This window comes from Streptomyces afghaniensis (genome assembly GCF_044327915.1).
In the GTDB taxonomy this organism is placed as follows: Bacteria; Actinomycetota; Actinomycetes; order Streptomycetales; family Streptomycetaceae; genus Streptomyces; species Streptomyces afghaniensis.
This window is the reverse complement of record NZ_JBIRGJ010000007.1, coordinates 450,088-468,489: the sequence shown is the minus strand read 5'-3', so window position 1 is coordinate 468,489 and position 18,402 is coordinate 450,088. Positions and strand designations below refer to the sequence as shown.

17 protein-coding genes are annotated in these 18,402 nt (G+C 72.2%); 12 read left to right on the top strand and 5 right to left on the bottom strand.

What is annotated here, in order from left to right; all coding sequences use genetic code 11:
• Window positions 1-23 precede the first annotated feature (23 nt).
• The 3 genes from ACH4G3_RS27920 (at window position 24) to ACH4G3_RS27910 (ending at window position 3,521) form a co-directional block, all read left to right on the top strand.
• Window positions 24-1,064: a C40 family peptidase gene (locus tag ACH4G3_RS27920; RefSeq protein WP_397627090.1), complete on the top strand. Its 1,041-nt coding sequence runs from the start codon at window positions 24-26 to the stop codon at window positions 1,062-1,064.
• 222 nt (window positions 1,065-1,286) lie between these two features.
• On the top strand, window positions 1,287-2,300 hold the full coding sequence (locus ACH4G3_RS27915) for a C40 family peptidase (protein WP_397627089.1): 1,014 nt from the start codon (window positions 1,287-1,289) through the stop codon (window positions 2,298-2,300).
• Between the two features lie 33 nt (window positions 2,301-2,333).
• Complete coding sequence (locus tag ACH4G3_RS27910) at window positions 2,334-3,521, top strand: hypothetical protein (RefSeq protein ID WP_397627088.1); 1,188 nt, start codon at window positions 2,334-2,336, stop codon at window positions 3,519-3,521.
• 72 nt (window positions 3,522-3,593) lie between these two features.
• Here the strand turns inward: ACH4G3_RS27910 and ACH4G3_RS27905 are convergent, their stop codons facing one another.
• Window positions 3,594-4,124, bottom strand: a complete 531-nt coding sequence (locus ACH4G3_RS27905) for a PadR family transcriptional regulator (RefSeq protein ID WP_397627087.1) — start codon at window positions 4,122-4,124, stop codon at window positions 3,594-3,596.
• 87 nt (window positions 4,125-4,211) lie between these two features.
• Here ACH4G3_RS27905 and ACH4G3_RS27900 point away from each other — a divergent pair, with 87 nt between their 5' ends.
• Window positions 4,212-5,537 (top strand): MATE family efflux transporter, encoded by a 1,326-nt coding sequence (locus ACH4G3_RS27900; protein WP_397627086.1) that lies wholly within the window; start codon window positions 4,212-4,214, stop codon window positions 5,535-5,537.
• Here the strand turns inward: ACH4G3_RS27900 and ACH4G3_RS27895 are convergent.
• The gene (locus tag ACH4G3_RS27895) at window positions 5,495-6,733 is read right to left on the bottom strand and encodes a glycosyltransferase 87 family protein (protein ID WP_397627085.1); all 1,239 of its coding nucleotides are present in this window, start codon (window positions 6,731-6,733) and stop codon (window positions 5,495-5,497) included. The two genes, ACH4G3_RS27900 and ACH4G3_RS27895, sit on opposite strands and share 43 nt — an antisense overlap.
• A gap of 118 nt (window positions 6,734-6,851) precedes the next feature.
• Between ACH4G3_RS27895 and ACH4G3_RS27890 the strand changes: the two genes are divergently transcribed.
• Both ACH4G3_RS27890 and ACH4G3_RS27885 read left to right on the top strand, forming a co-directional pair.
• On the top strand, window positions 6,852-7,994 hold the full coding sequence (locus ACH4G3_RS27890; protein WP_397627084.1) for a glycosyltransferase family 4 protein: 1,143 nt from the start codon (window positions 6,852-6,854) through the stop codon (window positions 7,992-7,994).
• A 129-nt stretch (window positions 7,995-8,123) separates the two neighbouring features.
• Entirely contained in the window at window positions 8,124-9,746 is a 1,623-nt protein-coding gene (locus tag ACH4G3_RS27885) for a GMC oxidoreductase (RefSeq protein WP_449657604.1), read from the top strand.
• 19 nt (window positions 9,747-9,765) lie between these two features.
• On the opposite strand, the gene ACH4G3_RS27880 is transcribed toward ACH4G3_RS27885, so the two are convergent.
• Window positions 9,766-11,562: an AMP-dependent synthetase/ligase gene (locus ACH4G3_RS27880; protein ID WP_397627083.1), complete on the bottom strand. Its 1,797-nt coding sequence runs from the start codon at window positions 11,560-11,562 to the stop codon at window positions 9,766-9,768.
• Between the two features lie 297 nt (window positions 11,563-11,859).
• Here ACH4G3_RS27880 and ACH4G3_RS27875 point away from each other — a divergent pair, with 297 nt between their 5' ends.
• From ACH4G3_RS27875 to ACH4G3_RS27850, 6 genes are all read left to right on the top strand, one after another.
• Complete coding sequence (locus ACH4G3_RS27875) at window positions 11,860-12,657, top strand: metallophosphoesterase family protein (protein ID WP_397627082.1); 798 nt, start codon at window positions 11,860-11,862, stop codon at window positions 12,655-12,657.
• A 109-nt stretch (window positions 12,658-12,766) separates the two neighbouring features.
• Window positions 12,767-13,204 (top strand): SRPBCC family protein, encoded by a 438-nt coding sequence (locus ACH4G3_RS27870; RefSeq protein WP_086564878.1) that lies wholly within the window; start codon window positions 12,767-12,769, stop codon window positions 13,202-13,204.
• A 100-nt stretch (window positions 13,205-13,304) separates the two neighbouring features.
• Window positions 13,305-14,480, top strand: a complete 1,176-nt coding sequence (locus tag ACH4G3_RS27865) for an ArsA family ATPase (protein ID WP_397627081.1) — start codon at window positions 13,305-13,307, stop codon at window positions 14,478-14,480.
• A gap of 44 nt (window positions 14,481-14,524) precedes the next feature.
• Window positions 14,525-15,025 (top strand): DUF5304 domain-containing protein, encoded by a 501-nt coding sequence (locus tag ACH4G3_RS27860; protein ID WP_397627080.1) that lies wholly within the window; start codon window positions 14,525-14,527, stop codon window positions 15,023-15,025.
• Between the two features lie 135 nt (window positions 15,026-15,160).
• On the top strand, window positions 15,161-16,114 hold the full coding sequence (locus ACH4G3_RS27855; protein WP_020272969.1) for an ROK family glucokinase: 954 nt from the start codon (window positions 15,161-15,163) through the stop codon (window positions 16,112-16,114).
• 108 nt (window positions 16,115-16,222) lie between these two features.
• The gene (locus tag ACH4G3_RS27850) at window positions 16,223-16,969 is read left to right on the top strand and encodes an endonuclease/exonuclease/phosphatase family protein (RefSeq protein WP_397627079.1); all 747 of its coding nucleotides are present in this window, start codon (window positions 16,223-16,225) and stop codon (window positions 16,967-16,969) included.
• Here the strand turns inward: ACH4G3_RS27850 and ACH4G3_RS27845 are convergent.
• Window positions 16,966-17,601, bottom strand: a complete 636-nt coding sequence (locus tag ACH4G3_RS27845; RefSeq protein ID WP_397627078.1) for a hypothetical protein — start codon at window positions 17,599-17,601, stop codon at window positions 16,966-16,968. The genes ACH4G3_RS27850 and ACH4G3_RS27845 overlap by 4 nt on opposite strands.
• Window positions 17,594-18,391 (bottom strand): alpha/beta hydrolase, encoded by a 798-nt coding sequence (locus tag ACH4G3_RS27840; protein ID WP_354748952.1) that lies wholly within the window; start codon window positions 18,389-18,391, stop codon window positions 17,594-17,596. The genes ACH4G3_RS27845 and ACH4G3_RS27840 overlap by 8 nt, the downstream gene beginning before the upstream one ends.
• Between the last annotated feature and the right edge of the window lie 11 nt (window positions 18,392-18,402).

Sequence of the window (18,402 nt, the reverse complement as noted above, 5' to 3'; positions counted from 1 at the left end):
GGGCCAGAAGGAGCTTTTCACCCGTGGCGTCCCACCGTCGTCCCAAGCAGCCGAGCCGCGCACGTGTGACCGTGTTGACCACCGCCGCCGCCGCTGCCGTCGCCTTCAGCTCGCAGGCCGCCAACGCGGCCCCCAGTGAGAAGCCGAGCAAGGACGAGGTCAAGGCCAAGGTCGACAAGCTCTACGAGCAGGCGGAGCAGGCCACCGAGAAGTACAACGGGGCCAAGGAGAAGCAGGAGAAGCTCCAGAAGGAGATCTCCACCATCCAGGACAACGTCGCCCGCGGCCAGGAGGAGCTCAACGAGCTGCGCGACAGCCTGGGCCTCGCGGCCGCGTCGCAGTACCGCACCGGGTCCATCGACCCCTCCGTCCAGCTCTTCCTCTCCGCGGACCCGGACGACTACCTCGACAAGGCCTCCACGCTCGACCAGTTGAGCAGCCAGCAGGTCGAGGCGCTGAAGAAGGTCCAGGAGAAGCAGCGCGAACTCGCCCAGGAGCGCGCCGAGGCCTCCGAGAAGCTCAAGGACCTCGCCTCCACCCGCGCCGAACTGGGCAACAAGAAGAAGGAAGTCCAGGGCAAGCTCGCCTCCGCGCAGAAGCTGCTCAACAGCCTCACCGCCGCCGAGAAGGCGGCACTCGCCGCCGAGCAGGACCGCGCCAGCCGCGACAGCGAGCGCGACGCCCTCACCGGCAACGTCCCGCCGGGCTCCGGCCGGGCCGCCGCGGCCTACGCCTTCGCGCAGAGCCAGCTCGGCAAGCCCTACGTCTACGGCGCCACGGGCATGAGCTCCTTCGACTGCTCCGGCCTCACCTCCCGGGCGTACGCCGCGGCGGGCGTCCAGATCCCGCGTACCTCCGAGGCGCAGTCCCAGATCGGCACCAAGATCTACTCGGTCAGCCAGCTCAAGGTCGGCGACCTGGTCTTCTTCTTCAACGACCTGCACCACGTCGGCCTCTACGCCGGCAACGGGCAGATCATCCACGCCCCGCGCACCGGCACGGTCGTCCGCTACGAGTCGATGGACACCATCGGCGGCCCGTTCATGTTCGGCGTCCGCGTCTGATCCCAGCCCCTGGGAATCCCCCGGCGTCTCCAAGATCAGGACACCGTATCCGCCGTTCGGGCGAATCACGGCAACCTCGAACCGGCCCGCGCCCCGCCAGTGACCTGCGTCAGTGGCGGGGCGTCGCGCCGCGTACCCACGGATGGTCGTTGGCGGTACCCCGTCGCGGGGCTACTGTCTGCCGCGTTTCCTAGTCCGCCAGCGGAAGGAGAGCGGCTTCCCGTGGGGTCCCATCGCCGCCTTGCACCGTCCGGGTCCGACCGGGGCGCCGGTGCCGCGGTCAGCATCCTGTCCGTCGCGGCCGCCGCCCTGGCCGCGGTACCGGCCGGCGCCGCACCGTACGACGACACCCGGGCCGAGATGGACCGGCTCTACGAGCAGGCCGAGAAGGCGACCGAGGCCTACAACAAGGCCGACGAACGCGCCGACGAACTGCGCGACGAGGTCGGCACCGCCCGGGACCGGATCGCCCGGCAGCAGCAGCGCATCAACTCCATGCGGGAGTCGCTCGGTTCGCTCGCCGGCGCCCAGTACCGGTCGGGCGGCATCGACCCCTCCCTCGCCCTGCTGTTCTCCGACGACCCGGACGACTACCTCGACAAGGCCTCCCGGCTGGACCGCATCACGGCCCACCAGGCCGGTGAGCTGAAGGAGCTTCAGCAGGCCATGCGCGAACTCGCCCAGGACCGCGAGGAGACCGCCGGCAAGCTCCGCGAACTGGAGAAGAGCCGCAAGGCCGTCGCCGCCCACAAGAAGACCGTCGAGCGCAAGCTCGCGACGGCGCGGCGGCTGCTCAACTCCCTCCCGGACAGCGAGCGTGACGCCTACGGCCGCGCCTCCCGCTCCGGCCGCTACGGCATCCCCGGCCTCGGCAGCGCCACCGCCGCGTCGGGACGCGGAGCCGCCGCCGTCGCCGCCGCCCGCAGCGCGCTCGGCAAGCCCTACATCTGGGGCGCCAACGGCCCCTCCGGCTTCGACTGTTCGGGCCTGACGCAGTGGTCGTACGCCCAGGCCGGGGTCGCCCTGCCGCGCACCTCGCAGGCCCAGCGGTACGCCGGCCGGCAGGTCCCGCTGTCCGAGGCGCGCCCCGGTGACCTGGTCCTCTACCGGGGCGACGCCAGCCATGTCGGGATGTACATGGGCAACGGCCAGGTCATCCACGCGCCCTACCCCGGCGCACCCGTGCGCTACGACCCGGTCGGGATGATGCCGGTCTCGTCGGTCACCAGGGTCTGACCGGCGCGGCCCGGCGCCCGTACGATCGGGAGCGTGGCTGGTCGAAGGTCGGGGTCCCTGGTGGTGGCGACGCTCGTAGCGCTGCTCGTCCTCCTGACCGGATGCGGCGGCCGGTCCGCCGCCGACAGCGCAACAGCCGACGTCCAGCGCCTCCTCGACCGGCGGGCCGCCGCGGTCCTCGACCACGACGAGCGGGCCTACGCGCGCACGGGCACGGGAGTGGATTTCAGCCATCTGCGCGCGCTGCCCCTGGCGGGCTGGTCGTACCGCGTGACCGGCCTGCACCGCACCGGCGACACCGCCACCGCCGACGCCGAACTGCGGTACCGCGTCGCTGGGTACGACCGGGTGCCGGTGACCGCGGGCCGCACGCTGCGGCTGAGCCGCGACGCGGACGGGCAGTGGTCCGTCGAGGCCGACCGGCCCGCGAGGAAGTCCGCCCAGCAACTGTGGGACCAGGGGGCGGTCCAGGTCGTCCGGGGCGAGCGCAGCCTGGTTCTCGGTGTCGGGCGGTCCGCCCGGTCGCTGCGCGGCTTCGCGGACCTGGCCGATCGTGCGGTGCCCGCCGTCACGGAGGCGTGGGGCAAGGACTGGGGCCGGCGCGTCGTCCTGCTCGTACCGAAGTCGCTGGAGGGGATGGCGGGGCTGCTCGGCTCACCCGCCTCCTCCTACCGCGGGATCGCGGCGGTCACGACCGGCGAGACGGGAGCACCGGCGCGCGCGCCCGCGGACCGCGTCATCGTCAACCCGGACGCGTTCGCACTCCTCGGCACCCTCGGCGAGCAGGTCGTCGTCACCCACGAGACGACCCATGTCGCCACCCGCGCGCACACCACCCCCGCCACCCCGCTCTGGCTGTCCGAGGGCTACGCCGACTGGGTCGGCTACCGGGCCGCCGGCCGCACCCCGCGCGAGGCCGCGCCCGAACTGTCCCGCGCGGTGACGCAGGACCGGATCCCCTCCGCCCTCCCGGACGACGCGGACTTCGGCTTCACCGGCGACGCGAGCCGTCTGGCCCGGGCCTACGAGAGCGGCTGGACGGCGTGCCGGCTGATCGCCGACCGCTGGGGCGAGGCCCGGCTGGGCGAGTTCTACCGGGCCGTCGGGGAGCACCGGAAGCGGGCCGGGGCGGTGGAGGAGGCGATGCGCGACGTGCTGGGTACGACGCCGGAGGCCTTCACGGCGCAGTGGCGGGACTATCTGCGGGTCCAGCTGGGCTGACCGGGCCGGGACCGGAGGCCGCGGCGTTCGTCCCGGCTGACGGTGCCGTGCCGGAACGGACCGCCCGCGGGCTCAACCCGGCTGTCCGAGCAGCGCGATGGCCTCCCGCAGCCAGGCCCGTTCCGCCTCGCCCGTCGCCCGGGCGACCCGCAGCATGCCCTGGCGGAACAGGTCGTCCGTCTCCTCGGCGCGGACCGGCTTGCCGGACTCGTAGAAGAAGCTCGCCGGCGTCTCGAGGAAGTCCAGCCGGCGGCGCAGCACAGCTGCCTGCTCGTGCCGGTCGGGCAGGTGGCGCAGGAACGCCAGGACCGTGTTGAAGCGGACCTGGTCGGTGATCTCGGTCTGCTTCGGACGGCGCAGCCGCTCCAGCAGTTCCTCGCGGCCCTTGCCCGTGAGGGCGAGGATCCGGCGCGGGGCCGCGCTCGCGCCGGGCTCGGTGCGCTGGTCGAGCAGGCCCGCCCCGACCAGGCGCGTGATCGCCGGATAGAGCGCGCCGTCGCTCACCGGCCGGACATGGCCGGTCAGCGCCTTGATCCGCTCCTTGAGCTCATAGCCGTGCAGCGGCTCCTCGGCCAGGAAGCCGAGGATCGACAGCTCCAGCATGGTCCTCCTTGCGGGTGCGCGAGGTCCCATGCTACCTCTTATCGAGCTACCTCGAAACGAGGTACGGCCTCAGGGGGGACAGTCACCGTGAACGCCCATCGCAAGCAGCTCCTCCAGCTCGCCCGCCCCGTCTACTTCTCGCTCCTGGCGTCCGTCGCCGCCGGGATCATCAACACCGTCTGGGTCGCCCGGCTCGGCGGCCCGGCCGTGGCCGCCGTGGCCGTGGCGACCACCACGGAGAACGTGCTGCTCGGCATCGCCCTGGTCTTCGGCTCCGGCACGACCGTGCTCGTCGCCCACGCCCGGGGCGCCCGCGACCCCGCCGCCGTACGGGCGGCCGTGCGCGGCGGCTGGGCGCTGTGGGCGCTGGTGACGCCCCTGGTGGTGGCGGGCGGCCTGTTCGGCCGCGAACCGCTGGCCCGGCTGGTGCTGGGCGGGGCCGACGGCGCCGCCCTCCCGCTCGCCGTCGCCTACTTCACGCTCTCCATGCCCGGCATGGCCGTCTTCTTCGCCCAGCAACTCGTCGACGGCATCCTCAAGGGCACCGGCGACACCAGAACCCCGCTGCGGCTCGCCCTGCTCTCCAACGGCCTGATCCTGGCCCTCGACCCGCTCCTCATCCACCTGCACGGCGTCCAGGGCGCCGCCGCCGCCACGGTGCTGTCCCGGTCCGTGGCGCTCGGGGCGGGACTCGTCGCGGTCCGGCGCACCGCCCTGCTGCGCAGCGCCCGGGACGCGCCACCGGCCGAACCCCTGGCCGTCTCCCTGCGCCGGACGCTGACGACCGGCCTGCCCATGTCCGCCGACTTCACCGTGCGGCAGACGGGCACCCTGGTCCTGGTCGCGATCGTGGCGCGGCTCGGGGTGACGGCGGTGGCGGCGTACTCGATCACCTACAAGGTCATGTACGTGGCGACCATGGCCTTCTACGCCGTGCGCCAGGCCGCGTCCATCCACACCGCGCACACGCGGGGCGAGGGGAGGGACGCACGCCGGGAGATCGGGCGGCAGGCGGTGCTGCTCTCCGGGGTCATCGGCCTCGCCGCGGGCGTACTGCTCGCCGTCACCGCTCCGTGGCTCATGGCCGCCTTCGGCGCCGGACCCGGGGTCGCGCGCGAGGGCGTGCTGTTCCTGCGCTGCGTCGGGCCCTACCTGCTGCTGATGGCCTGCCTCATCGCGCTCGGCGGGGTCTTCGAGGGCAGCGGGGACGCCCCGAAGCTGCTGCGCGTCACCGCGCTCGGGACGGCTCTCCAACTGGCGCTCGCACACGGCCTGACAGGGCTCGGGCTGCCCGGTGTGTGCCTCGCGCTGGCGGTGGCGACGGCGGTGCAGTGCGCGCTGGCGGGCGTGCTGTTCCGGCGGGCCCCGGCTCAGGTGGACACCGGGGTCTCGTCGGTGCGGGTGGTGGGCTGAGCCGGCACGCGAGCCGGAGCCGTACGCGGCACCGTCGCCCGCCACAGGGCGCGGGCCGCGAGCAGCGTGGCGGCGACGAGCAGGCCGTTGCGCAGGAACAGCAGGGTCAGGCCGAGGCCGTCACTGGCCACCACGTTGCCGAAGTAGAGCGGGAACTCCAGCACCGTCACGAAACACGCCACCAGGACCAGCCCGACCGGCAGCCGCATCCGGCTCCCGGGGAAGTACAGGCAGACGGCAGCCAGCCCGACCAGCCACACCATGTACTGCGGGCTGATCACCCGGCTGGTGGTGGTGAACATCAGCACCGCCACGAAGGCCGCGTCGGCGACCGTGTGCTCCTCGAAGGTCCGGGCCAGCAGCCGCCACAGCACCAGCCAGCCGAAGGCCGCCCCCGTCAGGAACAGCGCGCCCGTGCTCACCTCGCTCACGTACGGCCCGAGGAACTCGATCGAGCCGTAGTTCAGCCGCACCTCGCCCCGCCAGCCGAAGTGCCGGGCGACGTGGAAGACCAGCGCTCCCAGCGACTCCACCTCGGTGCCCCGGTCGCGCTGGGAGGTCAGGAAGGTGAAGGCCCCCGGCATGGCCAGGGCGAACACGCCCGTCACCGCGATGCCGGTCACCACGGCCGACACCCAGGAGGCGGGGCGGCGGGCCGCCAGCAGGAGCATCGCCGGCCAGACCTTCAGCAGCGCCCCGAACGCGGCCAGCGCCCCCATCACCTTCGGATGCCGGGCACCCGCGAGCAGCGCCGCCACGGCCACCGCCGTGACCATCACGTCGTAGCGCGCGTACACCGTCGGCCCGAGCAGCGGCACGCCCGCCACCCACACCCAGGCGCCGCGCAGCGACCTGCCGGGGCGCCGGCCCGCGTACGTCAGCAGGGCCAGGACGGCCAGGTCGGTGACGCAGACCAGCACGAAGAACGCGGTCGCGTAGGGCAGGAAGGACAGCAGGCCGGGGGAGAGGATCGCCAGGGCGGCGGCGGGCGGGTACTGCCAGGTGACGTCGTCCTGAGGGAACGTTCCGTTGCGCAGGACGTCGTACCAGCCCTGGTAGATCACGGACACGTCGCTCGTCACGTCCGGGCCCGGGAAGACGTACACCTTCAGCACGAACAGCAGCAGCACCAGTCTCGTGAGACACCACGCCACCGGCAGCCATGCCAGGGACCGCCTCGCGCCCGTCGTACTCACCAGATCCCTGCCCGTCCGCGTGCCGTGTCGAGGAGGCCATGATGTCCCCGACAGCTGTGAGGGTGCCACACCTGCCGGTGCGTACGGCCGTGCGGGGCGGTTCGGTAGGGTCGGCGGCGTGCGCAAGACCCTGATCGTGACCAACGACTTCCCGCCCCGGCCGGGCGGCATCCAGGCCTTTCTGCACAACATGGCGCTGCGGCTGGACCCGCAGCGGCTGGTCGTCTACGCGTCGACCTGGAAGCGGGGCCGGGAGGGCGTGGCGGCGACCGCCGCCTTCGACGCCGAGCAGCCCTTCACCGTCGTACGGGACCGTACGACCATGCTGCTGCCGACGCCGGGCGTCACCCGGCGGGCCGTCGGGCTGCTGCGGGAGCACGGGTGCACATCGGTCTGGTTCGGCGCGGCGGCCCCCCTCGGCCTGATGGCGCCTGCGCTGCGCAACGCGGGCGCGCAGCGGCTGGTCGCCACCACGCACGGCCACGAGGCCGGCTGGGCGCAACTGCCCGCCGCCCGGCAGCTGCTGCGCCGGATCGGGGACTCCACGGACACGATCACCTACCTCGGCGAGTACACGCGCTCCCGGATCGCCGGCGCGCTGAGCCCGCAGGCGGCCGCGCGGATGGCGCAGCTGCCGCCGGGCGTCGACGAGAAGACCTTCCACCCCGGCTCGGGCGGCGACGAGGTGCGGGCCCGACTGGGCCTGACGGACCGGCCGGTGGTGGTGTGCGTCTCCCGGCTGGTGCGGCGCAAGGGCCAGGACACCCTGATCCAGGCCATGCCCCGGATCCTGGCGGCCGAGCCGGACGCCGTCCTGCTGATCGTCGGCGGCGGCCCGTACGAGAAGGACCTCCGCAGGCTGGCTCACGACACGGGCGTCGCCGCCTCCGTCCGCTTCACGGGCCCGGTGCCCTGGGCGGAGCTGCCCGCCCACTACGGCGCCGGCGACGTCTTCGCCATGCCCTGCCGGACCCGACGCGGCGGCCTGGACGTCGAGGGCCTCGGCATCGTCTACCTGGAGGCCTCGGCGACGGGCCTCCCGGTCGTCGCCGGCGACTCGGGCGGCGCCCCGGACGCCGTCCTCGACGGCGAGACGGGCTGGGTGGTCCACGGCGGCTCTCCCGAGGAGGCAGCCGACCGCATCACCACCCTCCTCGGCGACGCCGAGCTGCGCCGCAGGATGGGCGAGCGGGGCCGCGAGTGGGTCGAGGAGAAGTGGCGCTGGGACCTGCTCGCGGAGCACCTCAAAGACTTGCTGTAGGTGTCTCAGGGGCGCGGGGAACTGCGCGATCAACCACAACGCACCCGCACCCGCCCACGACGAACAAGCGGCACCCCACTAGGCGGAACCAAATAATCCGCCGATGCTGCGCACATGACATCAAACCTGATGCAGCGTCAGCTGACAAGACGTCAGATCCTGGGCATGGCAGCCCTCCAGACCGCAGCCACCCTCGGCTTCACCCGCATCGGCCTCCAATCCGCCCGAGCCGCCGAGCCCGACGCAGTCGACACCGCCCCCGCCATCGTCATCGGCTCAGGCTACGGCGGCGCCGTAGCCGCCCTCCGCCTCGCCCAGGCCGGCATCCGCACCCTCGTCCTGGAGATGGGCCGGCTCTGGAACACCCCCGGCCCCGACGGAAAGATCTTCTGCTCCACCCGCACTCCGGACCAGCGCTCCATGTGGTTCCGCACCCGCACCGAGGCACCCCTGGGCACCTTCCTCTGGCTGGACGTCGTCAACCAGGACATCGGCCGCTACCCGGGCGTCCTGGACCGCGTGCACTTCGCGCAGATGTCCGTCTACGTCGGCCGGGGCGTCGGCGGCGGCTCACTCGTCAACGGCGGCATGGCGGTCACGCCGCCCAGGGCCTACTTCGCCGAGCAGTTCCCCACCGTCGACGCCGACGAGATGTACGGCACGTACTTCCCGCGCGCCCGCGCCGCCCTCGGCGTGAACACCGTCGACCCGGCCTGGTTCGAGTCGACCGAGTGGTACCGCTTCACCCGCGTCTCCCGCAAGCACGCCGAGAAGACCGGCCTGCGGACCACCTTCGTGCCGAACGTCTACGACTTCGGCCACATGGCGCGCGAGGCGGCCGGCACCGCCCCGAAGTCGGCACTCGCCGGCGAGGTCATCTACGGCAACAACCACGGCAAGCGCAGCCTCGACAAGACCTACCTCGCCACCGCGCTCGGCACCGGCCACGTCACGATCCACACCCTGGAGAAGGTGCGCGCGATCAGCCGGGCGCCGGACGGGAGCTACGTCCTGACCGCCGACCGCGTCGACGAGACCGGCCGGGTCGTCGAGACCAAGGAGTACGGCTGCACGTACCTCTTCCTCGGCGGCGGCAGCCTCGGCACCACCGAACTGCTGCTGCGCGCCCGGGAGACGGGCACCCTGCCCGATCTCGACCCCAGCGTCGGCGCCGGCTGGGGCACCAACGGCAACGTGATGCTCGGCCGGGCCAACCACCTGTGGGACACCGTCGGAGCGAACCAGTCGACCATGCCGGTCATGGGCATCGACGACTGGGCCAACGCCGGCAACCGCGTGTTCGCCGAGATCGCCCCGCTGCCGACCGGGCTGGAACACTGGGTGAGCCTCTATCTGGCGATCACCGGCAACCCGGAGCGGGCGTCCTTCTCCTACGACACCGGCTCGGGCGCGGTACGGCTCGGCTGGACGGCCGCCCACAGCGCGGTCTCCGTCGCCATGGCCAGGAAGCTGTTCGACCGGATCAACGCGGCCAACTCGACGATCTACCGCTACGACCTCTTCGGATCGAGCAGCAGGGTCTTCGCCGACGACTTCACCTACCACCCGCTGGGCGGCTGTGTGCTGGGCCGGGCGACGGACGACTACGGGCGCGTGAAGGGCTACCCCAGGCTCTACGTCACCGACGGCTCACTCGTGCCCGGGTCGATCGGGGTCAACCCCTTCGTGACCATCACCGCGCTCGCCGAACGCACGATGGCGCGGGTCCTCGCCGAGGACACCGCGCCATGAATGCCTGAGGAAAGCCCTGCTACTTCGCGTAGATCGCCTCGACCTCGTGCGCGTAGTCCTTCGCCACCACGTTCCGCTTCAGCTTCAGTGAGGGGGTCAGGTGGCCCGACTCCTCCGTGAACTGGGAGGACAGAATGCGGAACTTCCGCACCGATTCCGCCTTCGACACCGCGGCGTTGCCGTCGTCGACCGCCGACTGGATCGCGGCCAGCAGGTCCGGGTCCTCGCACAGCGACGCCGCGGTGGAACCCGCCGGCTTGCCGTGGTCCGCGCACCAACGGCCCAGGAACTCCTCGTCGATGGTGATCAGCGCGCCCACGAACGGCCGCCCGTCACCCACCACCATGCACTCCGCGACCAGCGCGTGCGCCCGGATGCGGTCCTCGATCACGGCCGGGGCGACGTTCTTGCCGCCCGCGGTGACGATGATCTCCTTCTTGCGGCCGGTGATCCGGAGGTAGCCGTCCTCGTCGAGGGTGCCGATGTCACCCGTGTGGAACCAGCCGTCGGCCAGTGCCTCGGCGGTCGCGCCGGGGTTGTTCCAGTACTCCTTGAACAGGTGCTCGCCGTGCAGCAGCACCTCGCCGTCGTCGGCGATCCGGACCACGGAACCGGGCAGCGGCTGGCCGACCGTGCCGATCTTCTGCCGGTCCCAGGGGTTGAACGCGGTGGCCGCGCAGGACTCGGTCAGGCCGTAGCCCTCCAGGACCGTGAAGCCGATGCCGCGGAAGAAGTGGCCGAGGCGCTCGCCCAGCGGGGCGCCGCCGGAGATGGCGTACTCGCCCCGGCCGCCGAGGACCGCGCGGAGCTTGCTGTAGACGAGCTTGTCGAACGTCTTGTGCTTGATCTTCAGGCCGAGGGACGGGCCCGAGGGGGTGTCCAGCGCCTTGCTGTACGCGATCGCCGTGTCGGCGGCCTTGTCGAAGATCTTGCCCTTGCCGTCGGCCTGCGCCTTGGCACGCGCCGAGTTGTAGACCTTCTCGAAGACGCGCGGCACCCCGAGGATCAGGGTCGGGCGGAACGCGGCCAGTTCGTCGGTGAGGTTCTTGATGTCCGGGACGCAGCCGAGCTTGATCGGCGCCATCATCGGCGCGATCTGCACGAGCCGCCCGAAGACGTGCGCGAGTGGCAGGAAGAGCAGCACCGAGCACTCGCCCGTGCGGAACAGCGGACGCAGCCGCTCCACGATGTTGCCGCACTCCGCGAAGAAGCTGCGGTGGGTGAGCACACAGCCCTTGGGGCGGCCGGTCGTGCCCGAGGTGTAGACGATGGTCGCCGGGTCGTCGGCCTTGGCGATCGAGCTGCGCTCCTCGACCGTCTGGTCCGTGACGTCCTGCCCGAGCCGGCCCAGCTCGTCGATGCCGCCGCCCTCGATCTGCCACACGTGCTTGAGCGCCGGCAGCCGGTCACGAACCGACTCGACGGCGGCCGTGTGGCCGTCCGACTCCACGACGCATGCGGTCGCGCCCGAGTCGCCGAGGATCCACTGCACCTGCTCCGGCGAGCTGGTCTCGTACACCGGCACGGTCACCGCGCCCGCGCTCCAGATCGCGAAGTCCAGCAGCGTCCACTCGTAACGGGTGCGGGACATCAGGCCCACGCGGTCGCCCGGCTGGACGCCTGCGGCGATCAGCCCCTTCGCGGCCGTGTGCACTTCGGCGAGGAAGGCGGTGGCCGTGACGTCCTGCCAGGTACCGCCGACCTTGCGGGCGATGACGGCGACGTCCGGGTGCTGCGCGGCGTTTCTGCGGACGATGTCGGTCAGATTGCCGTCCGCAGGGACCTCGTACAAAGCCGGAAGGCTGAACTCGCGCAAGACTGCTGCTCCTCATAGGGCGCCGGCGCCACGACGTTGTGTGATGCGACGGTCCGGTCCAAGGCTCGGGCAGGTGCTCCGGCATTCACTTGTTGAAATGCAGAGCACGACTGGACTGCCCGGACGTTACCCGCCGGTATGGCTTCTCCGACAGGGGGTGCCGTCGAGATGTTCGCTGCGTCACACAGTTGGGTATTCCTTCGCGCAGAGTAGTCCACGCACTAACTGACTGACCAGTAACCGCAGGTAGGACCGCCACTGTTCACAACTGCGCCGCTCGACCTACCCTTGATCACCATGGCACCCACACCAGCCGGAAACCACAGGACGCGCGTGCATGTGGTGAGCGACGTGCACGGCAACGCCCGTGACCTGGCCAGGGCCGGCGAGGGCGCCGACGCCCTGATCTGCCTGGGCGACCTCGTCCTCTTCCTCGACTACGCCGACCACTCGCGCGGCATCTTCCCCGACCTGTTCGGCGTCGAGAACGCCGACCGCATCGTCGCGCTGCGCACCGCCCGCCGCTTCCAGGAGGCGCGGGAGCTCGGGGCCCGGCTGTGGGCCGGCGTCGGCGAGGACCGCGCCTCGGTGATCGAGAAGGCGGTGCGCAAGCAGTACGCCGAGATGTTCGCCGCGTTCCCCACCCCTACGTACGCGACCTACGGCAATGTCGACATGCCGCCCCTGTGGCCGGAGTACGCCGGCCCCGGCACGACCGTCCTCGACGGCGAGCGCGTGGAGATAGGCGGCTGGGTCTTCGGCTTCGTCGGCGGCGGCCTGCGCACGCCGATGCGGACGCCGTACGAGATCGGTGACGAGGAGTACGCGGCCAAGATAGAGGCCGTCGGCGAGGTCGACGTGCTGTGCACGCACATCCCGCCCGAGGTTCCCGAACTGGTCTACGACACCGTCGCGCGCCGCTTCGAGCGGGGCAGCCGGGCCCTGCTGGACGCCATCCGCCGTACCCGGCCCCGCTACTCCCTCTTCGGGCACGTCCACCAGCCGCTGGTGCGGCGGATGCGGATCGGGGCGACCGAGTGTGTGAACGTGGGGCACTTCGCGGGGACCGGGACGCCGTGGGCGCTGGAATGGTGAGGACGCCCCAGGTCGGGTGAGATCGGCGGGCCCCGTGCGCGGTAGCCTTCACGCTGCACGCTTGCGCACGACGACCTCATACCGGCCCGTATCTGGAGGAGCCACGGCGATGGCGGAACACACCAGCTCGAGCATCACCATCGAGGCGGCCCCGGCCGACGTCATGGCGGTCATCTCCGATTTCGCCCGCTACCCGGACTGGACCGGCGAGGTGAAGGAGGCCGAGGTTCTCAAGACCGACGAGCAGGGCCGTGCCGAACAGGTCCGGCTGGTCATGGACGCGGGTGCGATCAAGGACGACCAGGTCCTCGCGTACACGTGGACCGGGGAGAACGAGGTCTCGTGGACCCTGGTCAAGTCCCAGATGCTCCGGTCCCTGGACGGCACGTACCTGTTGAAGCCGGCGGGGGCGGGAGGCACCGAGGTCACGTACGCGCTGACCGTCGACGTCAAGATCCCCATGCTCGGCATGATCAAGCGCAAGGCGGAGAAGGTCATCATCGACCGGGCGCTGGCGGGCTTGAAGAAGCGCGTCGAGTCCGCCTGACCGCCGCCGGGGTGCCTGCGGGAGCCCCTGTGCAGGTGCGTTGTGGCTGGTCGCGCAGTTCCCCGCGCCCCTTGGGGCGTCTGAGTTACCGTTCACCCCCATGCGCACCATCCTGATCACCGGCCCCGGCGGCAGCGGCCGTACCACCCTCACGGCCGCGACCGCCCTGGCCGCGGCAGCGCAGGGCACCCGCACCCTCGTCCTCGGCACCGACCGCACGGACACCCTCGGTGCCGCCCTGGGCACCGGCACCGGCCCTGAGCCGACCGAGGCCGCACCCCGGCTCACGGCCTGGCGTCCCGACCCCGCCCAGGACTTCCGTGCGGACCTCACCGCCCTCCAGGACCGCGCCTCCTCCGCCCTGGACCTCCTCGGTGCCTCCCGCCTCGACCCCGAGGAACTCACCCCCCTGCCCGGCGCCGGGGAACTCGCCCTTCTGCGCGCCCTGCGCGACGCCGCGCTGTCGGAGGCGTACGACCTGCTCGTCGTCGACCTGCCCCCGGTCCCGCAGGCCCTCGCCCTCCTCGCCCTGCCCGAGGAGCTCCGCCGCTACCTGCGCCGCCTGCTCCCGCCCGAACGCCAGGCCGCCCGCGCCCTGCGCCCCGTCCTGGGCCGGCTCGCCGGCGTCCCCCTGCCCGCCGAGTGGCTCTACGAGACTGCCGCCCGCTGGGACCTGGAGCTCGCCGCCGTCGAGGCCGTCGTCGCCGACCGCGACACCGTCGTACGACTGGTCGCCGAGCCCGGCCCCGCCGGTGCCGACGCCCTGCGCACCGCCCACCTCGGACTCGCCCTGCGCGGCCTGCGCACCGACGTCGTGGTCGCCAACCGCGTCCTGCCCGAGGCGTCCCCGGACACCTGGCTGGCCGGCCCGGTCGCCCAGCAGCGCAAGACACTGGACGAGTGGCGCGAGTCGTACGACGTCCGGACCGTCGCCCACCTCGGACGCGACCCGGTCGGCGCCGACGACCTGGCCGCCCTCGCCGTGCCCGGCGCCGACCCGGACGCCCCCGTTCCGCCGGTCGAGTGGCCGGTGGCCGACCGGCTCGCCGAGGACGGCGTGCTCGTCTGGCACATCCCGCTGCCCGGAGCCATACGCGAGGAGCTGGACCTCGTCCGGCGCGGCGACGAACTCGTCGTCACGGCGGGGCGGTTCCGCCGCATCGTTCCGCTGCCCTCCGCGCTGCGCCGCTGCACCGTCGACGGGGCCGCCCTGCGCGAGGGCGAGCTGCGCATCCGGTTCGCGCCCGACCCGAAGCTGTGGCCGCAGACCCGGTGAGAGGGGGTAACGTCGTAGGGACGAACCGTAGTCAGGAGTCCGTCATGAGCGAAGAGCTCCCCCCGTTCGACGCCGCCAGCGAAGAGGCCGCGGACGAGGTGCGGGCGACCGACGCCGACGCCTGGGCGACCGCGTGCGCCGAGGACCTCGAAGCGGAGAAGGCCCGGCGCCGCACCGAGTACGGCCCGCCCCCGGGCTCCGCGGCCGAGGAGCTGAAGAAGCTCGTCGACGTCGTCGCGGACAAGCTGTCGGGGATCCAGTCCCCGCTGTTCGGCGCGGTCGCGGGGCCCGCTGCCGAACAGGTCGTCCGCCAGGTCGTCCAGCAGGCCAAGGCCGCCGTGGAACCCGTCATCGAACGCAACCCGGACGTCTTCGACCACCTGGCCGCCGCCGGGAACGAACTGCTGGCCGCCTACCGCTCCGCCGTCGAGGCCCAGGAGCGGCGCTGGACCGGCCGTGACGACCGGATCGATCCGCGTGACCTGGACGAACGTCCCGACCGGGGCGACGACGCCGGCCCCGGGGAGCACATCGACCTGGACTGACCCCTCCCTCCTCGAAATCGAGCCGCGACCGGCGTGCCGCCGCCGGTCCTGCCCAGCGTGCGGACGACAGCGAACCCGACGGCGTGCCTCGGGTACCGTTGGCCGTAGCGGGGCTCGACCGAAACTGAGGGATTCATGGGACTCACCATCGGCGTCGACATCGGCGGCACGAAGATCGCGGCCGGCGTGGTCGATGAGGAAGGCAACATCCTCTCGACCCACAAGGTGCCGACCCCGGGCACGCCTGAGGGCATCGTGGACGCCATCGCATCGGCGGTGGAAGGCGCACGCGTCGGGCACGACATCGTCGGCGTGGGCATCGGCGCGGCCGGCTATGTGAACCGGCAGCGCTCCGAGGTCTACTTCGCGCCCAACATCCACTGGCGCAACGAGCCGCTCAAGGAGAAGGTCGAGGCCCGTGTGGGCCTCCCGGTGGTCGTCGAGAACGACGCGAACGCCGCGGCGTGGGGCGAGTACAAGTTCGGCGCCGGCAAGGGCCACCGCAACGTCATCTGCATCACGCTCGGCACCGGCCTCGGCGGCGGCATCATCATCGGCAACAAGCTGCGCCGCGGGCACTTCGGCGTGGCCGCCGAGTTCGGCCACATCCGCATGGTGCCGGACGGCCTGCTGTGCGGCTGCGGCTCGCAGGGCTGCTGGGAGCAGTACGCCTCGGGCCGGGCACTGGTGCGGTACGCCAAGCAGCGCGCCAACGCCACCCCCGAGAACGCAGAGATCCTCCTCGGCCTCGGCAACGGCACGCCCGACGGCATCGAGGGCAAGCACATCTCCATGGCCGCCCGCCAGGGCGACCGCGTGGCCGTCGACTCCTACCGCGAACTGGCCCGCTGGGTCGGCGCGGGCCTCGCCGACCTCGCCTCCCTCTTCGACCCGTCCGCCTTCATCGTCGGCGGCGGCCTCTCCGACGAGGGCGAACTGGTCCTGGGCCCGATCCGCAAGTCCTACAAGCGCTGGCTGGTCGGCGGCAACTGGCGCCCGGTGGCCGAGGTCCGCGCCGCGGAACTGGGCAACAAGGCCGGCCTGGTCGGAGCAGCGGACCTGGCGAGGGAACCCGACCCGATCATGTAACGCCTTGTTTTTGCTCTCAGGGGCGCGGGGAACTGCGCGACAAGCCACAACGAACGGTCAGTCGCGCACCATCCTCGCGCCCCGGCTTCTTGGGCGTAAATTGATCACATGCCCCTGCTCCCCAACTCCCGTACCGAACCCGACGGTTCCGCGGTCATCAGGGTCCTCAGCTACAACATCCGGTCGATGCGCGACGACACCGACGCCCTGGCCCGCGTCATCAAGGCCTGCGCACCCGACCTGGTCCTGATCCAAGAAGCCCCCCGCTTCTTCCGCTGGCGCAAGAAACTCGCCCGACTGGCCCGCGAATCCGACCTGGTCGTCGTCACCGGCGGCGCCACCACCACAGGCCCGGCGATCCTCAGCTCGCTCCGGGCGAGCGTCGAACGCACGGAGGACATCCTCCTGCCCCCCACCCCCGGCCTGCACCGCCGCGGCTTCGCCACGGCGGTCGTCCGCTTCGCAGGCACCCGCCTCGGCGTCCTCAGCTGTCACCTGTCGCTCCAGAAGGACGAGCGCTACGACCAGGCCGGCATGCTCCTGGACCGGCTCGCCGCCATGGGCCTGGAGCACATGATCGTCGGCGGCGACCTGAACGAACGCCCCGACGGACCCGCCTTCTGCCGGCTGACCGACACCCTGACCGACTGCCGGGCCGCGTCCCCCTGGGGCGGCGAGCACACCTGGACCCCCGCCGACCCCTACCAGCGCATCGACGCGATCTTCGCGACCCAGGGCATCGAGGTGCTGGGCTGCGGCGTGCCGTCCGAGCAGCCGGGGGTGACCGACACAGACCTGAGGGCGGCCACGGACCATCTCCCGGTCCTGGCCGCCCTCAGGATTCCAGCCGTCTAGACGACCGCACCCCGCCCGGGGTCGTCGTCCTCCTCCTCGTCGTCCGTCCGCATCCGCATCACGAGCGTCGCGAACCCGCCGACGAACCCGCCGATGCTCAGCGTGGTCAGCCACCAGGTCATCTCCCAGCCGAGGAGCACGGCCAGCAGAAGCAGCACCGGCCCGCCCAGCACACCGAGCCAGGCGAACTTTGCGGTGGGGTCGGCGGACGGCAGCGGGGGCGGCTCCGGCGGCACGAAGTGGCCCTCGTCGTCCTCGTCGAAGTCGTCCTCGGCGGGCTCGGGCGCGGTGTAGTCGCGCGGGCCGACGCCGGGCGCGAAGGAGACGGAGCCGCCCAGCGGCTTGGCCGGCTTGTCGCCGGATTCCTTCGGCTCCGGCCCGTCCGGCTCGCCGGGCTTCCCGGCCTCCGCGGGCGCCGACGCGGCCGTGTCCACCCGGTCGACCCGGTCGTCGTTGGTCGGAGTCTCGAGCAACGCCAGATCCTCGACCGACTTGAACGGCTTGGCGCCCGGCGGGTCCGGCGGCTCCTCGCCGTACCCGGCGACGATCGCCGCCCAGGCGGCCTCCTCGTCGAACGGGACGCCCTTCTCGTCCGGCTCGCGGCCCTCGCGGTCGGAGTCGTGCTCAGCCACCTGCGGTCGTCCCTTCCTTGCCGAGACCGGGCTCCTTGCCGAGGCCGGACGCGAGCCGACCGATGAAAGCGGTGCTCTCCTCGAAGATCCGGTCCGCGTCATGGTCCAACGTGGCGACGTGGTAGCTCTGTTCCAGGAGTACCTCTTTCACGTCGGTCGACGAGATGCGGCTGAGGATACGGGCCGAGTCGGCCGGCGGCACCACATGGTCCTGCGGGCTGCGCAGCAGCAGCACCGGCTGCGTGACCTGCGGGAGCTCACGGTCGGCGACCTGGAAGAACTGGCGCAGGGAGTGCGCGGCGTGCAGCGGCACCCGGTCGTAGCCCAGCTCCCTGCTGTCCGGCTTGGCGATGTCGCTGGCGATGCCCTTCGTCGCGGGGACGATGTGGCGGATCACCGGGAGGGCGTGCGCGGCCAGGCCGTGCACCTTGTTCGCCGGATTGACGACCACCACTCCGCTGACGGCGTCGCCGTGCCGCGCGGCGAGCCGCAGGGCCAGCGCGCCGCCCATCGACAGACCGGCCACGAACACCTGCTCGCGGCGCTCGCACAGCAGGCGCAGCTCGCGCTCCACCTCCGCGTACCAGTCCTGCCAGCCGGTGATCCGCAGGTCCTCCCAGCGCGTGCCGTGCCCGGGCAGCAGCGGCAGCGAGACGGTCATGCCGCGTGCGGCGAGATGCTCCGCCCAGGGGCGCAGCGACTGCGGTGAACCGGTGAAGCCGTGGCAGAGGAGCACGGCGATCTCCCCGCCCTCGTGGCGAAACGGCTCGGCTCCGGCAAGGACCGGCACCTTCGGCCTCC

What these genes read in the sequence shown, in the direction of transcription:
- ACH4G3_RS27905 (WP_397627087.1), bottom strand. Translation starts at nt 4,124, where the DNA reads ATGCTGGAGCTGTCGATCCTCGGCTTCCTGGCCGAGGAGCCGCTGCAC.
- ACH4G3_RS27885 (WP_449657604.1), top strand. Translation starts at nt 8,124, where the DNA reads ATGCAGCGTCAGCTGACAAGACGTCAGATCCTGGGCATGGCAGCCCTC.
- ACH4G3_RS27875 (WP_397627082.1), top strand. Translation starts at nt 11,860, where the DNA reads ATGGCACCCACACCAGCCGGAAACCACAGGACGCGCGTGCATGTGGTG.
- ACH4G3_RS27870 (WP_086564878.1), top strand. Translation starts at nt 12,767, where the DNA reads ATGGCGGAACACACCAGCTCGAGCATCACCATCGAGGCGGCCCCGGCC.
- ACH4G3_RS27865 (WP_397627081.1), top strand. Translation starts at nt 13,305, where the DNA reads ATGCGCACCATCCTGATCACCGGCCCCGGCGGCAGCGGCCGTACCACC.
- ACH4G3_RS27860 (WP_397627080.1), top strand. Translation starts at nt 14,525, where the DNA reads ATGAGCGAAGAGCTCCCCCCGTTCGACGCCGCCAGCGAAGAGGCCGCG.
- ACH4G3_RS27855 (WP_020272969.1), top strand. Translation starts at nt 15,161, where the DNA reads ATGGGACTCACCATCGGCGTCGACATCGGCGGCACGAAGATCGCGGCC.
- ACH4G3_RS27850 (WP_397627079.1), top strand. Translation starts at nt 16,223, where the DNA reads ATGCCCCTGCTCCCCAACTCCCGTACCGAACCCGACGGTTCCGCGGTC.